The 18039-nt window shown below is 71.9% G+C and carries 16 protein-coding genes and 1 pseudogene; 9 read left to right on the top strand and 8 right to left on the bottom strand.

All coding sequences use genetic code 11. The features are described from left to right. The first annotated feature begins 54 nt into the window (after positions 1-54). Positions 55-1722, top strand: coding sequence for an MFS transporter (locus tag SACTE_RS31875; protein WP_014050147.1), 1668 nt, complete (start codon positions 55-57; stop codon positions 1720-1722). Between the two features lie 13 nt (positions 1723-1735). Here SACTE_RS31875 and SACTE_RS31880 read toward each other — a convergent pair whose 3' ends face one another. The 4 genes from SACTE_RS31880 to SACTE_RS31895 all read right to left on the bottom strand — a co-directional run bounded on the left by SACTE_RS31880 (position 1736) and on the right by SACTE_RS31895 (position 8193). Further along, the gene (locus tag SACTE_RS31880; protein WP_014050148.1) at positions 1736-3217 is read right to left on the bottom strand and encodes an ornithine decarboxylase; all 1482 of its coding nucleotides are present in this window, start codon (positions 3215-3217) and stop codon (positions 1736-1738) included. 41 nt (positions 3218-3258) lie between these two features. After that, positions 3259-3840 carry an N-acetylmuramoyl-L-alanine amidase gene (locus tag SACTE_RS31885; protein ID WP_014050149.1) on the bottom strand — a complete coding sequence of 194 codons (582 nt, stop codon included), beginning with the start codon at positions 3838-3840 and terminating at the stop codon, positions 3259-3261. Between the two features lie 184 nt (positions 3841-4024). Continuing rightward, positions 4025-5323, bottom strand: a complete 1299-nt coding sequence (locus SACTE_RS31890; protein ID WP_014050150.1) for a hypothetical protein — start codon at positions 5321-5323, stop codon at positions 4025-4027. Then, positions 5320-8193 (bottom strand): DEAD/DEAH box helicase, encoded by a 2874-nt coding sequence (locus tag SACTE_RS31895; RefSeq protein WP_014050151.1) that lies wholly within the window; start codon positions 8191-8193, stop codon positions 5320-5322. Before SACTE_RS31895 ends, SACTE_RS31890 begins: the two co-directional genes overlap by 4 nt. 246 nt (positions 8194-8439) lie before the next feature. Between SACTE_RS31895 and SACTE_RS31900 the strand changes: the two genes are divergently transcribed. Both SACTE_RS31900 and SACTE_RS31905 read left to right on the top strand, forming a co-directional pair. Further along, positions 8440-9501: an acyl-CoA desaturase gene (locus SACTE_RS31900; RefSeq protein ID WP_014050152.1), complete on the top strand. Its 1062-nt coding sequence runs from the start codon at positions 8440-8442 to the stop codon at positions 9499-9501. A gap of 87 nt (positions 9502-9588) precedes the next feature. Further along, on the top strand, positions 9589-9771 hold the full coding sequence (locus SACTE_RS31905) for a hypothetical protein (protein ID WP_014050153.1): 183 nt from the start codon (positions 9589-9591) through the stop codon (positions 9769-9771). Between the two features lie 139 nt (positions 9772-9910). Here the strand turns inward: SACTE_RS31905 and SACTE_RS31910 are convergent, their stop codons facing one another. Beyond that, positions 9911-10819, bottom strand: a complete 909-nt coding sequence (locus tag SACTE_RS31910; protein WP_014050154.1) for a hypothetical protein — start codon at positions 10817-10819, stop codon at positions 9911-9913. A gap of 224 nt (positions 10820-11043) precedes the next feature. Here SACTE_RS31910 and SACTE_RS31915 point away from each other — a divergent pair, with 224 nt between their 5' ends. Then, positions 11044-11949: an oxygenase MpaB family protein gene (locus tag SACTE_RS31915; protein WP_014050155.1), complete on the top strand. Its 906-nt coding sequence runs from the start codon at positions 11044-11046 to the stop codon at positions 11947-11949. Positions 11950-11999: 50 nt separating this feature from the next. Here SACTE_RS31915 and SACTE_RS31920 read toward each other — a convergent pair whose 3' ends face one another. Then, positions 12000-12599 carry a methyltransferase domain-containing protein gene (locus SACTE_RS31920; protein ID WP_014050156.1) on the bottom strand — a complete coding sequence of 200 codons (600 nt, stop codon included), beginning with the start codon at positions 12597-12599 and terminating at the stop codon, positions 12000-12002. A 256-nt stretch (positions 12600-12855) separates the two neighbouring features. Between SACTE_RS31920 and SACTE_RS31925 the strand changes: the two genes are divergently transcribed. Continuing rightward, positions 12856-13926, top strand: a complete 1071-nt coding sequence (locus SACTE_RS31925) for a glycoside hydrolase family 43 protein (RefSeq protein WP_014050157.1) — start codon at positions 12856-12858, stop codon at positions 13924-13926. 233 nt (positions 13927-14159) lie between these two features. Here SACTE_RS31925 and SACTE_RS31930 read toward each other — a convergent pair whose 3' ends face one another. Then, positions 14160-14588, bottom strand: coding sequence for a PPOX class F420-dependent oxidoreductase (locus SACTE_RS31930; RefSeq protein ID WP_014050158.1), 429 nt, complete (start codon positions 14586-14588; stop codon positions 14160-14162). Between the two features lie 133 nt (positions 14589-14721). Here SACTE_RS31930 and SACTE_RS31935 point away from each other — a divergent pair, with 133 nt between their 5' ends. From SACTE_RS31935 to SACTE_RS31950, 4 genes are all read left to right on the top strand, one after another. Further along, a complete protein-coding gene (locus SACTE_RS31935; RefSeq protein WP_014050159.1) occupies positions 14722-15132 on the top strand; it encodes a roadblock/LC7 domain-containing protein in 411 nt (136 codons plus the stop codon). A gap of 123 nt (positions 15133-15255) precedes the next feature. Next, complete coding sequence (locus SACTE_RS31940) at positions 15256-16278, top strand: DUF6397 family protein (RefSeq protein WP_014050160.1); 1023 nt, start codon at positions 15256-15258, stop codon at positions 16276-16278. Between the two features lie 54 nt (positions 16279-16332). Beyond that, positions 16333-16821 carry a GNAT family N-acetyltransferase gene (locus SACTE_RS31945; protein ID WP_019993724.1) on the top strand — a complete coding sequence of 163 codons (489 nt, stop codon included), beginning with the start codon at positions 16333-16335 and terminating at the stop codon, positions 16819-16821. Positions 16822-17065: 244 nt separating this feature from the next. Further along, on the top strand, positions 17066-17716 hold the full coding sequence (locus SACTE_RS31950; protein WP_014050163.1) for an LAETG motif-containing sortase-dependent surface protein: 651 nt from the start codon (positions 17066-17068) through the stop codon (positions 17714-17716). 59 nt (positions 17717-17775) lie between these two features. Here SACTE_RS31950 and SACTE_RS35300 read toward each other — a convergent pair. Continuing rightward, positions 17776-18030, bottom strand: a pseudogene (locus SACTE_RS35300) (protein phosphatase); the annotation flags it as partial. Positions 18031-18039 lie beyond the last annotated feature (9 nt).

The raw sequence follows: 18039 nt of genomic DNA on the forward strand, positions 1-18039 counted from the left end.
GTCGGATGAGCGGAAAAACACCCTTCCCCTCATCCGCGGAATCGCGTGCATGCCATGACCGAATCCCACGCGGCATCCCAGAAGACCGCCGGAAGCCCGGAGCGGGGCCACGGCAAGGGTATGACGCTGCTCGTCATCGCCTCGTGCCAGCTGATGGTGGTCCTCGACGTCACCATCGTGAACATCGCCCTGCCGCACATGCAGAGAGCCCTGGGGTTCTCGACCGAGAACCTGTCCTGGGTGGTCAACGCCTACACCCTGACGTTCGGCGGTCTGCTCCTGCTCGGCGGACGGCTGGGGGACATCCTCGGGCGCCGGAGAGTCTTCATCTTCGGAGTCCTGCTCTTCGTGTTCGCCTCACTGCTCGGCGGACTCTCCCAGGAATCCTGGCAGTTGCTCGCGGCGCGGGCCCTCCAAGGAGTCGGCGGCGCGATCGCGTCCCCGACGGCCCTCTCGCTGATCACCACCAACTTCCGGGAAGGCCCCGAGCGGAACAAGGCGTTCGGGGTGTTCGCCGCCGTGTCGGCGGGCGGCAGTGCGATCGGCCTGCTGGCGGGCGGGCTGCTCGTGGAGTGGCTCGACTGGCGCTGGGTCCTGTTCGTCAACGTGCCCATCGGACTGCTGATCGCTCTGGCGACGCCGCGCTACATCCGAGAGTCCGAACGCCACCCGGGACACTTCGACCTCCTGGGCGCCCTCACGTCCACGCTCGGCATGGTGCTGCTGGTCTACGGGTTCATCCGCGCGTCCGAGGACGGCTGGAGCGATCTATTGACCGTCGCGGCCTTCGCCGGGTCCGTGGTCTTCCTCGCCCTCTTCCTCATGGTGGAGCGCCGGTCGAAGCAACCCATCACGCCCCTGCGGATGTTCCGTGACCGCAATCGCGCCGGCGCCTACGGGATGATGCTGAGCCTCGCCGCGGCGATGTTCGGGATGTTCTTCTTCCTCACCCTGTTCGTGCAGAACGTCCTGGACTTCAGCCCGTTGCGTGCAGGCCTCGCCTTCCTGCCCGTGAGTGTGGTCATCGCCGTCAGCGCGGGCTTCGCCTCACGGCTGCTGCCGAGGTGGGGACCGAAACCCTTCATGGTGACGGGTGCGCTCCTGGTCGCGGGAGGACTCGCGTGGCTCTCGCGCACCGATGTCCACAGCTCGTACGCCGGGAGCATCCTGGGGCCGATCCTGGTCTTCGGAACCGGTATGGGCATGCAGTTCGTGTCGTTGACCCTGATGGCCGTCTCGGGCGTGGCGCCCCGGGAGGCGGGCGCGGCGTCCGGAGTCCTCAACGCCACTCAGCAGGTGGGCGGTTCCCTCGGGCTGTCGATCCTGGTCACCGTGTTCGGCACGGCCAGCCGCAACGAGGCCACCGACCAGATCCCCCGGTTCCTGTCCGAGGCGACTCCGGCGCAACAGCTGCGATTCCGCCGGACCGGGCAGCTCCCGCCCCCGTGGAGTGACCAGGTGCTCGCCTCGGGGGTCTCTACCGCCTTCGTCGTCTCCGTCGTCTTCGCGGTCGTCGCCGCCCTGGTCGCCCTCTTCGTCGTCCAGGTGCGCGCCTCGGACCTGGAACGTCTGCGGGGCGGAGCCGTGAAGCCGGCGGCCGAGCAGGCCACGGCCGAACGCCCGCAGGAGACCCCTGGTGCGGCCGGGCCGGGCGGCTCGAGGTCCGCCGGTGATGCCCCGGGGGGTGACCAGGGCGGCGGGAAGGAGCCGCCGGGGTCGTGACGGTGACCGGGTCTCAGGGGCCTTCGCCGTCGGCGCAGACCCGGACCGTACGCAGCAGGGGGTCGGCGGGGTCCGGGACGTTCATCCCGGCCTCGATGCCCGTACGCAGGTAGTCCAGGACCGGCTCGGTCAGCCGCTCGCCGGGCAGGACCGCCGGGATGCCCGGCGGATAGGGGGTCATCATCTCCGCGGCGACCCGCCCCACGGCCTCCTCGACGGGGACGTCCTCGGTGGCCGAGAAGTAGGCGTCGCGCGGCAGGCACACCTGGGGCTGCCGCAGCTCTGCGGGGGAGGGGATCACCATCTCCGGGCCGGGGCCGAGCGTGTGCGCGGTGCGGGCGAGGTCGCGCAGGGCCGTCAGGAGACGTCCGGCCGTCTCCGCGTCGTCGGCGTGGGTGAGCTGTGCGCTGATCCGGCGGTGGTCGACCAGATGCAGGTCGATGTGGTGGTTCTCGCGCAGCCAGTCGGCCGCCCGGAACCCGGACGTCCCGAGACCGGTGATGTCGACGACGACCGGCAGCGGGTCGAACTCCGCCCCGGTGCCGGGCCCGCAGAAGTCGGCGCGGTCGTTGACGTGCATGCCGTCGATGTCCTCGATCTCCTGCCGCACCCGGGACGCGAGATCCAGCGCCTCGGCCAGCAGGTCACGGCCGTCCGACACCATCTGGCGGCGCCAGCCGTCGATCCCGGCGTACAGCAGCACGGAGGGGCTCGTGGTGCCCAGCAGATCCGCGCGCGAGGCCAGCGTGTCATGGTCGACGAGGTCGCCCTGGAGGTGGAACACCGACCCCTGCTCCAGGCCGCTTCCCATCTTGTGGATGCTGGTGACGCAGACGTCCGCTCCCGCGTCCATGGCCCAGGACGGCAGGTCGGGGTGGAAGGGCAGATGTGCTCCCCACGCCTCGTCGACGACCAGAGGACGGCCACGTCGGTGACACACCTCGGCGATGGCGGCCAGGTCGGCGGCGGAACCGTACGGGGTGGGGCTCGTCACCAGGGCGCCCCGGGCGTCGGGGTGCTCCTGGAACGCCCTCTCGAACGCTTCCGCCGACGGCGGGTGGGCGAGGTGACGTCCGGCGTCCCACTGCGGGTCGATCCAGACCGGCTCGATCCCCGACAGGATCAGCCCCGCCACCACCGACTTGTGCGCGTCCCGGCCGATCAGGAGCTTCTCCCCGTGCCAGGCCACACTGAGCATCGCGGCCTTGACGGAGAGAGAGCTGCCGCAGGTGGAGAAGAAGGTGTGCTCCGCGTGGACGGCGTCCGCCATCAGGTCCTCGGCCCGCTGAAGGACTCCGGACCGCGTCCTGCGGTCGTCCAGGCCGCCACTGGCCAGCACATCGCCGAGGAACACCGCGTCACCGAGGACGGCGCGCACCTCCGGCGCGGCTCCCCGGGCGTGTTTGTGCCCCGGCGGCGAGAAGCCGAGCTGCTTCGCGTCCTGGTAAGCGGCGAGTGCGTCCAGTACGGGCGCTTGCGTGTGATCCATGCGCATGTGCGACGCCTTCCCCCGACGCCCCCCGGCCAATCAGGGCGTCAGAGCAGGTTCACCAGGCGTATGTAGCGCACCCAGTCCCAGTTCACCCCCGGGTCGGTGTGGTCGCTGCCGGGGACCTCGTGGTGGCCGATGATGTGGGCGCGGTCCTTGGGCAGACCGTGCCGGTCGCAGACGTCCGCCGTGAGCCTGGCCGACTGCTCGTACATGGCGTGGGTGAAGAACGAGGGCTGGTCCACCCAGCCCTCGTGCTCGATACCGATGCTGCGGGTGTTGTAGTCCCAGTTCCCGGCGTGCCAGGCGACGTCCTTCTCGCGCACGCACTGGGCGACGTACCCGTCTCCCGAGCGCACCACGTAATGGGCGGACACCTGCTTGGCCGGGTTCTTGAAGATGTTCACCGTGTCCGTGAACGTCTCCTGGGCGACATGGATGACGACGAAGTCGACCGGGTAGACGGAAGGCCGGTCCGACACCGTGTAGTTGGAGGTGGACGCCGGGGCCGAGTGCGCCAGGGCGTAGTCCGTCCCGGCCGTGGGGGCGGCCACGGCGCGGACCGAGGCGGGTAACAGCGCCCCGGTGGCCGCGACCGCGGCGCCCTGAAGGATTCTCCTGCGGTTCATCGGTGCTCCTGACATGGGAGGGCGACCGTGGTCGCGTCTGCGGCAGCGTGTCCGTACTCCGGACCGCGTCGTCCGGTTCCGGGCCGCCCCACCGTACGGCCGTGACGCGGTCGGCGGAAGACACCGACGGCCGCCGGGCCCGCGCATTGCCGCGGAGCCCGGCATTCCGGTCGGGGCCGGCCTGTCAGGCGTCCGCCGCCGGATCGGCCGGTACGCCGGCCAGCGCGGCCGCCGGATCGTCGTCCGCCGGCCCGGCCGGGACCCAACGGCCACGCTCCTTGCGGTAGGGCCACCAGCGGCCGTCCCGTCCGTACCGCAGTTGCGCGTCGGCACCCATCAGCGTCCAGCGGTTGTGCGCCGGCCTCAGCGGCGGGGCCTCGCCGTCGTCCCAGGCGGCGGCGATATCCGCCCGGGCCCGCGCGAGCTCCTGCGGGCCGGGCGTCCACTCCTCGTCGTACACGGCCAGCGCCGCGGTCCCGCCGTACCGCCAGGCCGACACCGCGGCGTCGAGGTCGGCGCGCTGCCGCCCCGAGGCGGCGGCGATGCGGGCCAGGACGTGGTGGCCGGGCCGGGTCGCCGCGGCCAGCCGCACCGCGTCCTGGTCCGCGGTCAGCTCCGCGGCGGGCGCACGCAGCGTGTGCCCGTCGGACAGGGCGTCGACCAGCATCGCGAAGGCGCGTACCGCGCTGTCGGCCGCCAGCACTTCCAGCGCCGCAGGGTCCACATCGGCCCCCGGACCGGTCTCCGTGTCCAGCGACGGTGGAGGGCCCGGCGCCTGGGGAAGCGGAGGCGGGGCGGGCAGCGGCGGCAGGATGTCCCGGGCGGCGAAGGCCTCGTCCGCCCGGACACCGGCCGGCGGACCTGCGGGCATCGCCCGGTCCTCCTCCTGGGGAACACGGACGGCCCGGGCGGCGGTGCGCGCCTGCAACTCGTCGAGCAGCCGCCGCTCCGACCGGCCACGCACCAGCAGCAGGACGAACGGATCCTGGTCCAGCAGCCGCGCCACCTGGTAGCACAGAGCTCCCGAATGAGGGCAGTGGTCCCATGCCTCGCAGCCGCACTCGGGCTCGAGGTCCCCGATCCCGGGCAGCAGATGGACCCCGGCCGCCGCCGCGTCCTCCACCAGGTGGGTGGGCATCTCCCGGTCGAGCAACGCAGCGATGTGCCCGGACCGTTCGGACGCCATGTCCAGAAACCGGTCCCACTCCTCCTCGCTCAGCCGCTGGAGCAGCACATCGCTCCGGTACGCCGTCGAGTCGGGGTCCTGCACGATGGCGGTGATCCGGCCGGGCCGGACCGAGACCGCGCCCACCCGGCCCTCCCGGGCCAGCCTGCGGCCCTGCTTGAGCTGCCGGCCGTCCAGTGCGGTTCCCTCCAGCGCCTCCAGCCACGCCCGTCCCCACCACGAGGACGCGAAGCCCCGCCCCCGGGCGGGGGGCATCGCCGCGAACGTGCGCTCCGGCTCGTCACTCGTGTCGTTCATCGTGCGCCCCCTCGCAGCTCGACCAGGTCGGCCAGCTCCGCGTCCGTCAGTTCCGTCAGCGCGCTCTCGCCCCCACCGAGCACGGCGTCCGCGAGTCCCTGCTTGCGTGCCAGCATCCCGGCGATCCGGTCCTCGATGGTTCCCTCCGCGATCAGCCGGTGCACCTGGACCGGCTGTGTCTGACCGATCCGGTACGCCCGGTCGGTGGCCTGGGCCTCGACCGCCGGGTTCCACCAGCGGTCGAAGTGCACCACATGACCGGCCCGGGTCAGGTTGAGCCCCGTGCCCGCTGCCTTCAGGGAGAGCAGGAACACCGGGGCATCGCCTGCCTGGAAGCGGTTCACCATGGCCTCCCGTTCGGCGACCGGTGTGCCTCCGTGAAGGAACTGGGTCCGTACCCCGCGTACGGCCAGGTGCTGCTCCAACAGCCGCCCCATCCGCACGTACTGGGTGAACACCAGGACGCTCGCGCCCTCGGCCAGGATCGTGTCGAGCAGCTCGTCCAGCAGCTCGACCTTGCCCGACCGGTCAGCGATCCGGGGCTCCTCCTCCTTGAGGTACTGCGCCGGGTGGTTGCAGATCTGCTTGAGCGCGGTCAGCAGCTTCACGACGAGCCCGCGGCGAGCGAAACCGTCCGCGCCGGAGATCTCGGCCATCGTCTCGCGTACCACCGCCTCGTACAGGCCCGTCTGCTCCGGGGTGAGGGAGACCGCGCGGTCCGTCTCCGTCTTGGGCGGCAGCTCCGGGGCGATCCCCGGGTCCGACTTGCGGCGGCGGAGCAGGAACGGGCGGACCAGCGAGGCCAGTCGCGCGGCGGCGGCCGGGTCGTCGCCGCCCTCCACCACGCTCGCGTACCGGGTGCGGAAGGTCCCCAGACGGCCGAGCAGCCCGGGGGTGGTCCAGTCGAGGATCGCCCACAGCTCGGAGAGGTTGTTCTCCACGGGGGTGCCGGTGAGCGCGACCCGCGCCCGCCCGCCGATCGTTCGCAGCTGTTTCGCGGTGGCCGAGTGCGGGTTCTTGACGTGCTGCGCCTCGTCCGCGACGACAAGGCCCCAGGGTGTCCGCGCGAGCCGGGCCGCGTCCAGCCGCATGGTGCCGTACGTGGTGAGGACGAACTCGCCGTCCGCGATGTCCTCCAGGGTGCGGGACGCGCCGTGGAAGCGGCGTACGGGTGTCCCGGGGGCGAACTTCTCGATCTCCCGCTGCCAGTGGCCAATCAGAGACGTCGGGCAGACCACGAGGGTCGGGCCCGCTGCCGACTCGACGCCTTGGCGGTGCAGATGCAGGGCGATCAGGGTGATGGTCTTGCCGAGCCCCATGTCGTCCGCGAGGCAGCCGCCGAGCCCCAGCGACGTCATGGTGTGCAGCCAGTTCAGCCCGCGCAGCTGGTAGTCGCGCAGGTCCGCGGCGAGCGCCGGGGGCTGGCCCACCGTCTGCCCCTCCCCGGACTCCGGGTCGGCGATGCGGGAGCGCAGCTGTTCCAGCCAGCCGGTCGCGGCCACCTCCACCCGCCGCCCGTCCACATCGGTGGTGCCGGTGAGCACGGCCCCCAGGGCGTCGACGGGGGTGACCTTGCGGTCCCGTGCCCGCTGGGCGCGGCGGGCCTCCTCCGGGTCGATCAGGACCCACTGGTCGCGCAGCCGCACCAGCGGCCTGCCCGCCTCGGCGAGCCGGTCGAGCTCCTCGCGGCTGAGCTTGTGGTCGCCGAGCGCGAACCACCAGTCGAAGGCGAGCAGCGCGTCCGCCGACAGGAAGGAAGGCCCCTGGGAGCCGTCGTGGCGCGCGCTTCCCCTGCCCCCGGCCTCGTCCGGCTCGTCGGCAGGGCCGATCACGGCACGCGCGGTGAGCGTCCTGGCCAGTTCCCTGGGCCAGTGGACCTGCACACCCGTCGCGGCGAGTGCCCGCGCGGCAGGGCCGAGCAGTTCCGCGATCTCCTCGTCGGCCGGTTCCACGGCGTCCGGCACCGCGGCCGACAGCAGCGGAGCCAGCGGCGGCCAGGCCCTCGCGGCCCGGCGAAGGGCCAGCAGGGCGTCCATCCTGGCCCGGGGGCCGAACAGCGGAGCCGCGGGGGAGTGGTCGTCCCAGACGTCAGCCGCGTCGGCGACCAGTGTGGGGTCCTGGACGCTGTGGATCTGCAGCACGGCACGGAACGCGGCGCCGTCCTCCTCCAGGGGCGTGAGGCCGGACACCTCGACGCGCAGCGACAGCCGTACGCCCGCGTCGTGGCCCGCCGCCACATCGGTGGCCCACGGCCGCAGCGCGGGCAGGTGCTGCGGTGCCGCGACCGCGTACGCCGGCCCCCCGGTGACCCGGGCGGCACCGGGGGACCTCGGCAACCCGTCGGCGACCGCGTCCACGAAGGACCGCAGTACGGACTCCGGCAGGGGCAGCAGGACCGGATCCGCCGTCGCGTCGAGCGGCACCGCGTGGGCGGTCGGCGGCATCGACGCCGCCAGGACTCGGACACGCTCCAGGTCGTCCGCCGTCAGCGGGCCGACGCGCCACGCGTCGTGGGCGTCGGGGCTCAGCCCCGGGAGCAGCAGCCCGCGTGCGGCGAACTGCAGGGCCATGAGCGCCGCGGTACCCCAGAAGGCGGTCGCGGGGGAGGCGTCCGGGTGCGTGCGGGCCCGCGTCAGGACGGGCAGCGCGGCACCCGGGGACATCAGCAACGCTGTTACTGTGCGGGGGCGGGCGTCGCCGCCGACGACGGTCAGCTCGTGCGTGCTGCCCGGACCATGAGGCGGAGAGCCGCCGTCCGTGTCCCAGAAGGCGACCAGACCCGTCCGCGTCGGATCCGCGGGCAGGAATACCGCGGAGTAGCGGGCCAGTTCGTCGATCTCGGCGAGCGTTGCCGCGGGAAACGTGTGCACAGCGATATCGCATTCCTCAAATTTGACTAGTCAGGGTCGAGGGCGCCGAGGGTACCTCACCGGTGGCCCAGGTGTGGAGAAACGCGGGATGTATCCGTCGCTCCTCGCCCTGGGTTCAGTCGGCACCACCTCGGAGAGGGGGGTTGTCCCCCCTACGAACGGGGCGGAAGTGCCATGGTGGGACCCCGGTCGCTGTCCGTACGTTTGACCAGGCCAGCCCCCGTTGCCCAGAAGACCGGAGACGCCATGCCCCAGGCAGTAACCACCGTCGCACAACTCCCACGCGACGGAGTGGAGAACCCGGGGCGCCCCGCGTCCTTGGGAAGTGATTTCGCCCCGCTCCTGAGGACCGTGAAGGGGCAGGGCCTCCTGGAACGCCGCACCGGCTGGTACGCCCTGAGCATCGCCGCCAACCTGGCCGCCCTGGCAGGGGTCGTCACCGCGATGGTGTTCGTCGGGGACACCTGGTGGAACCTGTTGTCGGCCCTGCCGCTGGCCCTGTGGTGGGCCCGGACGGCCTTCGTCAGCCACGACGCGGGCCACTCCCAGATAACCGGCGGCCGCACGGCGGCCCGCACCATCGGGCTCCTCCACGCCAACGTCCTCCTGGGGATGAACGAGGCCTGGTGGAACGACAAGCACGTACGCCACCACGCCAACCCCAACCACATCGACAAGGACCCCGACGTCGGGGTCGGCGCCCTCGTGTGGACCCAGAAGCAGGCCGCCCAGCGGGAGGGCTTCGCCCGCTGGCTCACCCGCAACCAGGCGCGGCTCTTCTTCCCGATGCTGCTCCTCGAAGGCATCGCGCTGAAGATCTACGGCTTCCAGTACCTGCGCCGCCAGCCCCTCCGTGAAAGCCTGCTCTCCGGCTTTCTGCTGGTCGCCCACATCGGGCTGTACGCGACCCTGCTGCTCACCGTGATGTCGCCCGGCAAGGCGGTCGTGTTCGCCCTCGTCCACCACGCGCTGTTCGGCCTCCACCTGGGCATGGCCTTCGCACCGAACCACAAGGGCATGGAGATGCCCGACCCGGACGGCGACCGCTGGGGCCATCTGCAGAGGCAGGTCCTCACCTCGCGCAACGTACGCGGTGCGGTGCTCACCGACTGGTTCCTGGGGGGCCTCAACTACCAGATCGAGCACCACCTCTTCCCGAGCATGCCCCGTCCCCACCTGCGACTGGCCCAGCCCCTGGTGAAGGCCCACTGCGCGGAGATCGGGATGCCGTACACGGAGACCGGTCTGATCGAGTCCTACCGCCAGGCACTGCGGCACATGCACGACGTCGGTGAACCGCTGCGGTAGAAGCCGGGCAGGGGCCGTGGAACCGGCGGACGTGTCCAGGCGTTGTCATCTACAGGAGCGGCTCCGGCCGCGGAGGAGGCACGGATCATGTCGAACGGTGCAAAGATCGCCATCGGGGGAGTCGTCGCGGCAGTCGTCCTGATTCCGTTCATCGGATTCTGGTGGTCGCTGCTGGTCCTCGTCGGAGTGCCCGCCGTGGGATACCTGATGCTCGACCCGTCCCAGCGGCGCAGGCTCCGCAGGATCAACCGCAGGGAGATAGGGCGCTGACCGGCACGGTCACCGCCCGGTGAGCCGGGCCGGCGCGTGGGAGTTCGCTCCGGCGCCGGGGCGGTGGCCGAGGTGACCGACTGTCTCGCCTCCCTAGCTGCCCGGCGGAGCGGGCGTCCCGCCGGGCCGGAAGCGCCTCTCAGCTCAGAGGCCGGACGGCCAACTCGTCGAGCGACCGGAGCAGCCCGGGCAGTTCCGGACCACGGCCGACCGGCAGGACCTCCCCTGGTTCCTCGTCCAGCAGCACGAAGGCGATGTCGTCGGTCCTGGCGACCAGCGACCAGCCGGGACCGTCGGCCCGCAGGGTCCTGGCACCGCCCGGGGCGAAGGCCGAGCGTACCCGGCCGGGCGGGGGCGGTTCGGTGACGTATGCGCGGGCCTCGGCGAGCGCCCTGCGGACGCCGGGGTGAGGCCCGGAAGTACGCCTCTTGTCGCCGCCCGGCGACTCCCCGGGCGGCGTCCCGGCCGAGCGCCCCTGGTCCGGAGAAGTGTCAGGGTCGGGGGAGGACGTGGACGCTCCTGAGACCGGAGCCGACCCCTGGGCGAATTCGCTCTCCGCGATCTGCCCGCGCCACGTGGCCCACTGGGAGGCGACCTCGTCGGCGCCCAGGCGGCGCTGTGCCGGGCCCCACAGTGCCGGGTCCGGCGGTGTCAGCGGCGCGGGCCCCTCGGCCCCGGGCTCGGGGGACGGATCGTGCGGCTCGGGCACGCCCGGCGCGGCGACCGCCAGCGACAGCGGCCAGCCGGGCAGCGCGCTCACCACCGAACCGCCGTCGGGGGAGAGGTCGTACTCCATGCCGCAGTCCCAGGAGGCGATGGCGACGGCTACCAGCGACACGTCATCGACCACCACGGTCCACCGGGCGCCGCCGCCGTCCTGGCCGAGCACGAGACCGTACCCCTCGGCGTACGGCTCGAGCCCCAGCACGGAGCACGCGGCCACGTAGTCGTCCCCCAGCACGCCCGGGAACTGGGCGGGGGTCAGCAGTACCGCGGTCAGCACGTACAGCGCGTCGTCGTCGGCGACCGTGTCGTCCGTCCCGGCCACAGCACCCTCCTCGTCCGTCGTCCGCTTCGTCCCTCGCCGCTCGGTCGCGTCGGCGCACCTTAACCACTCGGTAACCTCGCCGTCGAGGCCCTGACAACTGGTCACCTACGGTGAGGTGCCGCCGTTGTCCGTGCCCCCGGGCACGCCGGAAGAGCCGTCGTGCCGTGGTGTCCGGAAGCCCGGCGCCAGTAGGGTTGGACGTTCCGGCCGACGAGGGGACGAGCATGGTGACGCGGTACGACAGGCTCAAGCAGATCCAGAGACTCGACCCGGAGCGGGACTTCCTGGAGATCTACCGGCTCACCGTCACGTACGAGTTCCCGTGGGACATCACCCGCGCTCTCGAATTCGCCCTGTACCGCACCTATGCCGTCCCCAGCATCGGCCGACTCCTGGCGCAGACGGCGGAACTGACGGAACGTCCACAGAAGCGGTACGACGACACCGCACTCCTCCTCGACGCCGTCGTCGAGCACGGCTTCGACAGCGAGATGGGCCGCACGGCGATCCGGCGGATCAACCGGATGCACCGCAGCTACGACATCAGCAACGACGACATGCGCTACGTGCTGTGCACCTTCGTGGTCACCCCCAAGCGCTGGCTCGACGCCTACGGCTGGCGCAAGCTCTCCGACCACGAACTGCGGGCCTTCGCCGCGTACTACCGCGCCCTCGGCGCGCACATGGGTATCAGCGACGTGCCGCAGACGTACGGCGACTTCGAACGCACCCTCGACTCCTACGAGGCCGAGAACTTCGGCTGGGACCAAGGGGGTCGCCAGGTCTCCGACGCCACCTTCGCCCTCATGGGCTCCTGGTACCCGGCCGCGCTCGCCCCCGTCGTACGCAAGGCGGGCCTCGCCCTGCTCGACGACTCGCTGCTGCGCGCCTTCCGTTACGAGCGACCCGGACCCGTCGCCCGTGGGCTGACCCGCGGTGTCCTGCGCCTGCGAGGCCGTGCGGTGCGACTGCTGCCGCCCCGGACCACCGCCCACTACGCCCGCCAGAACCCCGAGATCAAGGGCTATCCCGACGGGTACGACATCGCCGGACTCGGCACGTTCCCCACCCCCGGGGCCCGCGGCTGCCCGGTCCCGCACGGCCGGCCTGTCGGTACCCCGGGCGAGTGACCTCGAAAGCCGTGGGTCCGGCCCGCCGCCGGAGGTCCTGACCGCGCGCCTCAGGAGTCCCGGACGGCGAGGACCAGGTAGCGGTCGTCCTCGTCGGCGAACGACCGGACCCGCCACCCCGAACGCGCGAACAACGGGGTGAGGTTGGGCTCCGCCCGCAGGTCGTCGTCGGTGAGAGGGCGACCGTGGCGAGCGGCCAGAGCCGCTCGGCCGACCGGGTGGAACAGGGCCAGCAGGCCTCCCGGGCGTACCACCCGGGCGACTTCGCACAGGTCCTCCGCCGGGCGCGCGAGATGCGAGAGCAGCCCGGCCGCGAACACCGCGTCGAGTACCGCGTCACGCAGCGGCAGCCGCGCGGCATCGGCCAGCAGGAGCGCTCCGTCCGAGTCCCGGCCGGCCCGTACCGCGGCATCGATCATCGCGGGTGTCAGGTCGGCCCCGAGCACCGTTCCTCCGGCGCCCACGGCCGCGCGCAGAGCCGGCAAGGCGCGCCCCGTCCCGCAGCCGATGTCGAGCACGGCGTCCCCGGGGCGCAGTCCCAGAGCGGACACAGCCGTGGCGAAGGCGGGCCCGTCCCCGGGGAAGCGGCTGTCCCAGCCCGGGGCCCGCGCGGAGAAGAATTCCTGGACCTGCCTACGTGTGTCGGCCATACGGCCATGATCGCGTACCGGGGCGTGGCCCTGTCGCCACCCCTCCGGAGTATTGACATGTCCCGCGCACATCGCAATGCTGGGAGAGCGCTCTTCCATCGATGTAAAGCCGGTAAGTCTCGGTCGTGGTCCGGGAGTTCCCGGCGGCCTGGGTCGCCCCCCACAGCGTCCTCCGACGCGATCCCGGCCTGACGCCCTCCCCTCCGGCCCCTCGTCGGCGCGGCGTCGAAGCGGAGGCCGAGCACGGAGCGGGACCATGAACCTTGTCCGTCGTCTTTCCGGTGTCGCCGTCCTCGCCCTGACCGGTGTGCTCGTCGCGGTGACGACCCTGCTCGCCGCGGGGCCCGCACGGGCGGACCGGACAGGCCTGCGGGCGGCGGACCCGAGCGTCATCCGGGTGGGGGAGACCTATGTCGCGGTGCAGTCGACCGGTGGGGGCATCGCCGTGCGGCAGGCTCCGTCGACGGCCGCCCTGGCCTCGGCGCCCGCCCGGCAGGTCTGGTCGGACACCCGCGGCCTCGGCGAGGTCTGGGCGCCGGAGATCGTGAGGGACGGCGGCCGGTACCACATCTACTTCTCGGCCGGCGTGGGAGCGGCCCACCGGATGTACGTGATCAGCTCCGCCGCCCCGGACAGCGGGTACACCGCCGAGACCAAGCTCGCGCTGCCGGACGACAAGTGGGCCATCGACGGGACCCTGTTCACCTTCGAGGGGCAGCGCTGGTTCGTCTGGTCGGGATGGGCGGGCGAGACGAACGTCGAGCAGAACCTCTACATCACCCGGATGAGCAGTCCCACCACGCCGACCGGCGCGCGGTACGTCATCTCGCAGCCCCGGGAGAGCTGGGAGCGGGTGGTGGGCGACCCCTTCATCAACGAGGGACCCGAGGCCGTCAAGGACCCGAACGGGCAGCTGCACATCACGTACTCGGCCAACGGCAGCTGGAGCGACCGGTACTGCCTGGCCGACCTGAGGCTGCGGTCCGGCGGCGACCCGACGTACGTGTGGGACTGGTACAAGTCGAACGGCTGCCTCTTCGGGTCCGACCGCGCGACGATGATGCCCGGCTGGGACCCGACGCTGCACGTCGACGGCCCCGGCCACCACAGCATGGTCCTGCTCGACGGCGACATCGCCACGAGTCCGCCCGCCGGCCCGGCGTTTCCCCTGATGTTCCACGGAGTCCCGAAGGGGACGCCGTACGCGTGGGAGAACCGGTACTGGTACACCGGGACGTTCTGCTGGTGGGGTGACACCACCTACAGCCGGGCGAACGTTCCCGGTCCGGACACCGACACCGGCTGGAGTCTGAAGTTCTTCGAGTAGCGGGCGGTGAAGCGGTCCGCGCCGCGCACGGACCGCTTCCCGGCGGCGTCCGCCGTGCTGCCCGGTGGACGCGCGGCGACAGTCACGGAGTCTCCCTCACCGCACCGTCGTAACGCCCGCATACATCCGGTATGCGGGGCGGTCGCTCTGTCCTGCGATGCCCCGGCGCCCGAAAAGCCGGTCCCTGGCTGTGAGGCCGCGCCGCCGGTCCGCCGGGCCGTGCGCAACCGCCCTCAGTCGGCGACGTCCGCCATCGCGAGCACCTTGTCGACGTGTACGCGTACGAGGAGCTCCCCGGCCACACCGTTGCGTGCCCCGAACTCCGCGGCCGCCTCCTGGCCCATGTACCGCGACGCGATTGCGGTCGCCCACTCACGGACCTCGCCGAGGTCCTCGCTGAGCTCCGCGCGCCCTTGGACCACGGCGTAGGCGAACGGCGGGCGGTCGTCGTCCACGCAGATCGACAGTCGGCCGTCGCGGGCGAGATTGCGGCCCTTCACGGTCTCCTTGCCGGTGTTGAAGACCAGATCGTCCCCGTCGAGCAGAAACCAGACGGGGGCGATGTGGGGGCTGCCGTCCGCCCGCACGGTCGCCACCTTGCCGGTGCGGGTCCCCTCCGAGAGGAACGCCCGCCATTCGTCCTGAGTCATGTGGTGTGCCATGGGCCCATCCTCGGGCGCGGACGGCCGTGGCGCGAAGCGACGCCCCGATGACCGGTAGGCGCTTGCCCGTGGCGATTGCGTGCGCAAGGCTTGCGCACGACGTGGGGAACGGACGAACGGGGAGGACGCGTACATGGCGCTGGACCGGGGACTTGACTGGCTCCTTGACGATCTCACCACCCGGGTGGAGTACATACGGCACGCGCTCGTCCTGTCGAACGACGGGCTGGTGACCGGCGCGAGTACCGGCCTGGCCCGCGAGGACGCGGAGCATCTGGCGGCCGTCTCGTCCGGGCTGCAGAGCCTGGCCAGAGGATCGGGGCGGCACTTCGGTGCGGGACGCGCACGCCAGACCATGGTGGAGTTCGACGAGGCGATGCTCTTCGTCACCGCCGCGGGCGACGGCAGCTGCCTGTGCGTGCTGAGTGCGGCGGAGGCCGACGTCGGCCAGGTCGCCTACGAGATGACGCTGATGGTCAACCGCGTGGGGGAGCACCTCGGCGTGACCGACCGGCAGAGCGCCGAGCACTTCGGCCGCCCCTGACGCACACGTCTGCGACCTGCGGATTCGCCTCGATCCGAGGAGTTGTCCACAGGCTTGCCGCGGCTATCGCCGTCCGGACTACTCTGATCACAGAGAGTATCCGACCTGACGGGGAAGACAGCCATGACCGCTTCGCAAGCCACCACCTGTGGGCGCACCACCCTGACGCATCCCGGCAAGTCCCGCCCCGACGGCGGCGGGAGCACGGACGGCGTGAGGGGTACGGTCGCCACCGGACGAGCCGCACAGGAACTCGAACTGAAGCGCGGAGAATTCGACCTCGCCGTCCTCCTCGGCCTGATCGGTACCGAGGAATCTCCGGGCGGCGGGGTTCCGAGGGTCCGCCGGGCGGAGATCGACCGGCTCCGCACCACGGCAGGGTTCCCCGAGTCCCTGCGGGACAAGATGCGTACGGCGGGTACGGCCGAGGCGGCCTCCCTGCTCGGCATCAGCCCCGTCCGGTTCACCGGACTGGCACGGATCGGCTGTGTCGCACCGGTCGCCTTCTACCTGAACCGCTACCGGGCGGTGGTCTGGCTGTACCTCGTGGAGGAGCTCACCGGATTCGCGGCCAGAGAACCGGAGCTGCTCACCGGCAGGGCCCCGGCCGGGATGCGGACCATGCTGGAGGCCGGCAGAGACCTGCGGGCGCGAAACTGGCGTGCGCGCAGGACGGACCGGCTGCTGGGCCGGACGGCTGACCCATGGGTGCGGGCCGCCGTGCAGGCGGCGGCCCTTGACCCCGTCCAGCTCGCCGAGGTGGTGGACGACCCCTACGAGCGGGCCTACCTCGCCCGGATGCGACCCGCCGCCGGATTCGGGCGCCCGGGCTCCGTGTCCGGCAGGGAGGCGATGGAGCAGCTGATGCTGGCCGACGAACCGGACGAGATCCTGTGGTGCCGGGTCAACCTGGCCATGGAGCTGGACCGCGCTCGGGAGTCCCGGGCCGCCCCGCGCCCGGGTGGCGTCGGCGAACCGTACGGGGCGGCCTCGGTGACCGCCGGTCAGCTCGTGGTGCCGGGCCGGCCGTCCGACGGTGCGGTCGGCCGGGGACCGGGGCGCGGCACCGCTCCGCGACGCCGACGCCCAGGGCTCCGGCTGCTCACCCGGCTCGTCGGGGGCCGGCCACGCGACCGCGCCCGCTGAGCCCAACCGTAAATCCCTTGCGAACGGCCACGCAGGGGCATCATGTTGGCGTCCATGTTGATCAGAGAAGCCACCCAGGACGACTGGCCTGCCATCTGGCCCTTCTTCCGGGACATCGTCCGCGCCGGGGAGACCTTCACCTACCCCCTGCGGCTCGGGAAGGACGATGCGCGTGGCTGGTGGCTCGTCCCCGAGCCGAGCCGTGTGGTCGTCGCGGTCGATGACACGGGCACCGTCCTCGGCACCGCCAAGATGAACCGCAACCACATGGGCAACGGCTCGCACATCGCCAGCGCCAGCTACATGGTGGACCCCGACCACTCGGGTCGCGGCGTGGGCCGGGCGCTGTGCGAGTACACCGTGAAGTGGGCCCGTGCGCAGGGGTACCGCGCCATGCAGTTCAACGCCGTCGTGGAGACCAACACCCGTGCCGTGGGGCTCTACCGCTCACTCGGCTTCGAGGTGCTGGGCACCCTGCCCGAAGGTTTCAAGCACCCCACACACGGCTATGTCGGACTGCACATCATGCACAAGGCGCTCTGAGAGCCGTCTTCGGACCTTCATGCCCCCGCGACGTCCTCATGCCAGCGGCACCTTCCGGCCATCTTCGGGCCGCGGGGCCGCGCGCCGCCGGAAGTCTGGGTGTCCGTCATGTCGTAAGTCGGGGTGTTCTGCGGCTGGTTGGTCCCGACGGAGGCGCCCGGGGCGGGTGGGGTCCCGGGGAGCGGGGGCAGTACTGTGCGCTCCACCGCCATCTGGGCGGTGAATCCGTACGGAGGAAGAATCCATGACCATACCCAGGAGATCGCGGCGTGGCGCGGGCGTGTTCGCGGCCGCCGCGGTTGCCGGCCTGGCAGGCGGAATCGTGTTCGCCTCACCGGCCGCAGCTCATACCCCCACCTGGGCCGTGACCTGCACCGAAGTGACGCTCAACCTCACGGCTTACTCGGCCTCCGCCGAGAACGAGGTGACCGTCTCCATCGAGGGCGGTGACGAGCTGCTTCCCACCACGAAGTTCGGTCGGGAGTACCGCACCCAGACGCCTCTCAAGCTGCCGCCGCACGACAAGGAACTGACCGTCAGCCTCGTCGTCAAGGCGGGCGACAGCGACCGGTACTCGTTCAAGGGCACCAAGACGTCCCCGGTGTGCGACGAGAACCTCCCTCCGTCCGAGGAGCCGTCCTCCCCGGCCCCCAGCACGGAGCCCCCGGCGACCGAGCCTCCGGCGACCGAGACGCCCGAGCCGAGCGCCACGCCGAGTGAGACCGCCTCGGAGGCCGCACCCGCCCCGGCCGAGCCCAGCACCGGCGAGGGCGACCTGGCCGAGACCGGCTCCTCGTCGGCCACGCCCGTCATCGGCGGAGCCGCAGTAGCGGTCCTGCTCGCGGGCGCCGGCATCCTGTGGTCCGTCCGCAAGCGCCGCGCCACACAGCACTGACGTCACGGCACACCGGCCGGCCGGGCACATGACGGCAGGCCGTGAGGGGGCGTACCGCATCACATGGGATGCGGTACGCCCCCGTCGCGTTCCCCCCTGGCCTGCCGCCCCGGCACCGGGCCGATCTCGCACCGCACGGCCTTGCCCTCCCCACGCGGTTCGACGCCCCACCGTGCGGTGACCGCGTCGAGCAGCGGCAGACCGCGTCCGGACGTCGACGTCTCGCCGGGAGCACACCGTCGCGGCCGGACACCGGAACGGTCCTGGACCGACAGTCGGATACGCCGCACCGGCTCCGGCAGGACCTCCGGCGTACCCGGCTC

Origin of the sequence: Streptomyces sp. SirexAA-E, assembly GCF_000177195.2 — a bacterium.
Classification (GTDB): Bacteria; Actinomycetota; Actinomycetes; order Streptomycetales; family Streptomycetaceae; genus Streptomyces; species Streptomyces flavovirens.

What these genes read in the sequence shown, in the direction of transcription:
- SACTE_RS31875 (WP_014050147.1), top strand. Translation starts at nt 55, where the DNA reads ATGACCGAATCCCACGCGGCATCCCAGAAGACCGCCGGAAGCCCGGAG.
- SACTE_RS31880 (WP_014050148.1), bottom strand. Translation starts at nt 3,217, where the DNA reads ATGCGCATGGATCACACGCAAGCGCCCGTACTGGACGCACTCGCCGCT.
- SACTE_RS31885 (WP_014050149.1), bottom strand. Translation starts at nt 3,840, where the DNA reads ATGAACCGCAGGAGAATCCTTCAGGGCGCCGCGGTCGCGGCCACCGGG.
- SACTE_RS31890 (WP_014050150.1), bottom strand. Translation starts at nt 5,323, where the DNA reads ATGAACGACACGAGTGACGAGCCGGAGCGCACGTTCGCGGCGATGCCC.
- SACTE_RS31900 (WP_014050152.1), top strand. Translation starts at nt 8,440, where the DNA reads ATGCCCCAGGCAGTAACCACCGTCGCACAACTCCCACGCGACGGAGTG.
- SACTE_RS31905 (WP_014050153.1), top strand. Translation starts at nt 9,589, where the DNA reads ATGTCGAACGGTGCAAAGATCGCCATCGGGGGAGTCGTCGCGGCAGTC.
- SACTE_RS31915 (WP_014050155.1), top strand. Translation starts at nt 11,044, where the DNA reads ATGGTGACGCGGTACGACAGGCTCAAGCAGATCCAGAGACTCGACCCG.
- SACTE_RS31920 (WP_014050156.1), bottom strand. Translation starts at nt 12,599, where the DNA reads ATGGCCGACACACGTAGGCAGGTCCAGGAATTCTTCTCCGCGCGGGCC.
- SACTE_RS31925 (WP_014050157.1), top strand. Translation starts at nt 12,856, where the DNA reads ATGAACCTTGTCCGTCGTCTTTCCGGTGTCGCCGTCCTCGCCCTGACC.
- SACTE_RS31930 (WP_014050158.1), bottom strand. Translation starts at nt 14,588, where the DNA reads ATGGCACACCACATGACTCAGGACGAATGGCGGGCGTTCCTCTCGGAG.
- SACTE_RS31935 (WP_014050159.1), top strand. Translation starts at nt 14,722, where the DNA reads ATGGCGCTGGACCGGGGACTTGACTGGCTCCTTGACGATCTCACCACC.
- SACTE_RS31940 (WP_014050160.1), top strand. Translation starts at nt 15,256, where the DNA reads ATGACCGCTTCGCAAGCCACCACCTGTGGGCGCACCACCCTGACGCAT.
- SACTE_RS31945 (WP_019993724.1), top strand. Translation starts at nt 16,333, where the DNA reads ATGTTGATCAGAGAAGCCACCCAGGACGACTGGCCTGCCATCTGGCCC.
- SACTE_RS31950 (WP_014050163.1), top strand. Translation starts at nt 17,066, where the DNA reads ATGACCATACCCAGGAGATCGCGGCGTGGCGCGGGCGTGTTCGCGGCC.